This window comes from Streptomyces sp. NPDC045701 (assembly GCF_056432045.1).
In genome coordinates this window covers 1-4111 of sequence record NZ_JBWKJV010000133.1, presented here as the reverse complement: position 1 = coordinate 4111, position 4111 = coordinate 1, and the positions used below count along the sequence as shown (strand labels likewise).

General features: G+C 67.5%; 3 protein-coding genes and 2 pseudogenes. 2 read left to right on the top strand and 3 right to left on the bottom strand.

The annotated features are described in order from the left end of the window. Together AC07DW_RS33590 and AC07DW_RS33585 are read right to left on the bottom strand one after the other, a co-directional pair. Positions 1 to 382 (bottom strand): transposase (locus AC07DW_RS33590; protein ID WP_478861400.1); only part of this gene is annotated, 382 nt, incomplete at its 3' end. 245 nt (positions 383 to 627) lie between these two features. After that, positions 628 to 1035: a peptidase inhibitor family I36 protein gene (locus AC07DW_RS33585; protein ID WP_478861399.1), complete on the bottom strand. Its 408-nt coding sequence runs from the start codon at positions 1033 to 1035 to the stop codon at positions 628 to 630. A 1026-nt stretch (positions 1036 to 2061) separates the two neighbouring features. Here AC07DW_RS33585 and AC07DW_RS33580 point away from each other — a divergent pair. Both AC07DW_RS33580 and AC07DW_RS33575 read left to right on the top strand, forming a co-directional pair. Beyond that, positions 2062 to 2487 carry an Hpt domain-containing protein gene (locus tag AC07DW_RS33580; RefSeq protein ID WP_478861398.1) on the top strand — a complete coding sequence of 142 codons (426 nt, stop codon included), beginning with the start codon at positions 2062 to 2064 and terminating at the stop codon, positions 2485 to 2487. Between the two features lie 221 nt (positions 2488 to 2708). After that, positions 2709 to 3408 (top strand): annotated as a pseudogene (locus tag AC07DW_RS33575) (transposase); the annotation flags it as partial. An 86-nt stretch (positions 3409 to 3494) separates the two neighbouring features. On the opposite strand, the pseudogene AC07DW_RS33570 reads toward AC07DW_RS33575, so the two are convergent. Further along, a pseudogene (locus tag AC07DW_RS33570) lies at positions 3495 to 3843 on the bottom strand (transposase); the annotation flags it as partial. Positions 3844 to 4111: the final 268 nt, after the last annotated feature.

Below are 4111 nucleotides of genomic sequence, written 5' to 3'. Positions count from 1 at the left end.
GGCCACCCCAAGAAGTCCGCGCCGAGTTCGAGAACCTGCGGCTCGCCGCATGAATTGATGGATCAGACCCTGTCCGGAAAACGCGAGGCCCCTCATACTGCCGGGCCACCCCCGCCGGCATCCGGCCCTTCTTCAAAAACGCCGTCTCATCCAGCACCAGCACCCCATCCGGCCGCCGGCCCAGACGCTGCACCACGAACGAGCGCACACCGTCCAGGAGCTGACCGGCGAGCCCCGAACGGGCTAGGAACCACTGCACCCGGCCCGGACCCGCGTGACCGGCGTACTCCGCGATCTGCCATCCGTTCTTCCGCTCCACCGGCGCGATCAGCGCCTTCAGATACCCCATCGCCAACCGGCGCCGGTCCACCCTGCCGAACACCCCCGCCAGCAAGGCAAAGCATGCTCCGCCTGCATGAACAGAACAACGCGACACCCACCCAACAGACACTCACAGCTGAGTACAGGCGGCGAGGGCCCCGTGTTTTCCGGACCAGAGGCTGGCATCTGAACCACCCACCAGCGGACCGCCAGGCCGGTACGCCCCCGGTCAATCGCGGGGTGGCCCGTGTCCTCCGCAGCACGCCCGTGGTGGAGGGCGGGCTGCGGAGGATTCACGGAAGGGAGTCAGCAGTCCTCCACAGAGGACGCTGTGTCGTTCTGCTCTGCAGGGAGGACGTTGCCGGCGGAGCCTGCCGGCATGGTCATAGCGGGACCGGAGAAGTTGATATCGGAGCGCCAGCAGTATGCACGGCCGGTCGCGTTTGCCCATGATGACATCTCATCGTTGAAGTTGATGCCCCGGAAGTCGTTGAGGTCGCGGCCCTCACGCAGGCCGTACCCGCCGCCGCCGAATTGGGCGTCTCTATACTGGCAGAGATAACCGGCTGGGCAGGAGCCAACGTTGGCGATGCGCACTAGCGTCGGGAATTTGGCGGCCGGTGAGGCGGTTGCCTCCCCTGGTGCAACCGCGATGACCGTCAGGGGCGCCAGCGTGGCGATTGCGAGGAGTGATTTGATCCGCGCGGAAACCATGATTTCCTCCCGCTTCGGTCGTACTTACCGCTGACTCCCTTCCGAGCTGCCTGGGGCGTCTCGGCCGAGAGCGTTCCCCGTCTATGGTCCCATCGTGAGCAGAACGCGCATCTTCACGTTGCGGTCAAGGAGCGTTCCGTCTTGGGTGCTGGCACAAAATCTCCAGTGCCGAAGCTATTCCAACGAGTTGGAAGCCTTGCCGGCAGTAGCAGTGCAACCCCGGGGTTCTCCCTCCAGGCGTCGAGACGCAGCCAGCCTTGCCGACCATGGCCGCTCGCTCAGCCGCGCCCCGTCGAGCAGCGCCTGCACCAGCACTGGACGCCCTTCGCGTCACCGCCATGCGATGGACGTACTCGCCCGGGCGAGGTGGCGCAGCCGGGTCCGGGGACCCGGGAGGGAGGCATTACCCCTCAGCCGTCCGCCGGCAGCCGTCCCGGGTGGCGACCGCTGACTTTCACGGGCGGGGTGTGAGTGCGCCGCCCTCGGGTTTGCCCTCTGGGCGGCCTGAGGGTGAGCCCGCCTCCGCCCTCGAAGCAGCGCTCAGGCCGCCTCCTTCCACGCGGTGACACCCGAGTTCGACAATTGGTGGGCATGGAGACGCTCCGGTGCCGTTTGCCCACGGCTCCGGAGCGCGTTTTCCCAGCTCAGGGGCTATTCGGGGGTGGTGAGGCCGCTCATCTTTGGCGGAAGCACACGCACTGGCTGACATGGTCCGGATCGGACGGGCCCAGCTGCGACCGGTAGCCGGGGACAGTGAGCAGGCCCAAGCCGTCAAGGTCGCCGGAAACTCCGGGGCCTCAGGCGGCCTCCTTCGGTTGGCTCATGGCGGCCCCACCTGTCAACCGGACAAACGAACGAGCCGCGAGCACTCCACCACCCGAACCAGATAGCGCTCACTGGAAGACAGGGACACGGGCGTCAGCGGTGGTGTGTAGGTGGGCTGGCGGGAGGCCGACTGGTCACCGAGCATGGAAATGAGATGTGAGGCGGGCAGGCCGCTTCGCGGGCTGGGGCGAGGATATTCTCATGGATAGCAAGCGCAGCAAAGGCACAGCTGGGGGCGATTCGCTGCAGGTGATCAATCGTGCCACCGTTCAGGCGCTGGCCCGTGAGGTGGGACCGGATCTGACCGCAGAGCTCCTCGACACGTTTTTAGGAGAGTCGGTGGGGCTTGTAACGGAGTTGCGGCGCAGTGTGCGGGATGCCGATAATGCTGCTTTTGCCCGGGCTGGTCATACGCTGAAGTCGAACGGTATGACGTTCGGGCTGGAAGAACTGGCGTCGTTATGCCAGGAGGCGGAGAATGCTGGCCGGGCCGGGCTGGCCGGGGAGTGTGAGGATCTTGTGGATCGCATCCAGCGCGTCCATGGGATCGCCTCGGCCGCGGTGGTGGTTCTGCGCGAGCAGCTGGCCGGTCCTGCGGGCGATGGGGGTGGTCGGCCTGGACAATAGTGCGCTGATGCGGCGGGCGGGTAGAGTCTGGGTGCCGCAGCCGCCAGGCACCTCGCCGGTTCCGCGCACGCCTGTGCACTGGAACGACGCACCCAGGCTTACCTGCAGCGACGCACCGCCGAGGGCATGTCCAAGCGCGAGATCATCCGGTGCCTCAAGCGGTACGTCGCCCGCGAGCTAGGGTCTGTTGCGAAGTGGATCTTGAGCGGTGATCATGCGCTGTGGCGCGTGGAGATCTGACAGCTGCGCAGTGGGCCCGGTTGGAGCCGTTGCTGCCGAAGGGCAGGAAGCCGGGAAGACCGCCGGTTTGGAGCAGGCGGCAGCTCATCGACGGGATACGGTGGCGGCTCCGGGCCGGGGCGCCGTGGCGGGATGTGCCCGGAAAGATACGGGGACCGCGTCTGTGACCTGTTCCGCCGGTGGCAGCGCAAACTGCGCGCCGCACTCGGGCGCCGCCGCATCCCCTTACGTCATGGCCGTGCCGGTGAACGAGACCGTGACCACTGCCAGCGCGCCGGACCGCTGTCCTGGCCGCGCAGGTTCCCCTGGTGTCCGGGCGCCGTTCCTGCGGGGACGGAACGAAGGGAGAGCGCCGCTGCGGCTGGGCCCTGGCCGAGGTCACCTGGCCCCGCGGCGCGACGGCGGTCCCCGCCGGCTGCACGCATCTGCTCCTGGTCCGGCGTTCAGTCACCCATCCGTCCCCGATCGCCTCCTTCGCCGTCCACGCCCGCACCGGCACCCCTCATCAGCGAGATCATCCGGGTGATGGGGCTGCGCTTGCCTGTGGAGGACTGTTTCCAGGCCGCGAAATCCGACTGCGGCCTGGACCACTACGAGGTCCGCACCTGGGACGCCTGGCACCGCCACATCACCCTCGCGACGGCCGCCCTCGCCTTCCTGGCCCTCACCGCCACCCGCACCGACGCCACCGGGAACCTGCCCCCGGACCTGACCGCACAGGGCGAGAAACCCGGAATGCCAGAAAAAAGTGCCCCTACTGGTTTTCGTCAAGCGATTGTGATCTTGGGCGGTTCGTAGAAGGTGCCGTCCCGGAGCATGGCGAAGAGGACATCGATGCGGCGTCGGGCCAGGCAGACGAGGGCCGCGACGTGGTGTTTCCCCTCGCGTCGTTTCTTGTCGTAGTAGGCGCGTGAATCGGGCTGAGACAGTGAGGCGAACGCGGCGAGGTAGAACGCTCGCTTGAGCTGTTTGTTGCCTCGCCGTGAGGGGTGCTCGCGCGGATGGACGAGCCGGATCTGCGGGTGGTCGGCGCAAGCCAGGATAGGCGGCCAGGTGGCCGGCAGTGGCGAACCCACTGCCGTCACCGACGTCGACGAGGATGCGGGCTGCGGTCCTGGTCGAGCAATGCTCGGAATCTGTGGATCGGCCCGGGTGGGGTGCCTCGCGGGATACGGAGGGCGTACCTTCCCGGGTGATCGGCTCATGGTCACCGAGCAGGCCCGCGTTCGAGCGCGGGCCGGGAAGGCACGCCCGTGCTCCGCGTAGTCACCGAATGACGGCTCTGCCGAGACCGGTACCTCTCTGATCGGCGAGATCGTGCGGGAGGGCGCGAGGCGGATGCTGGCCGCCGCGCTGGAGGCGGAGGTGGAGCAGTACATAGCCG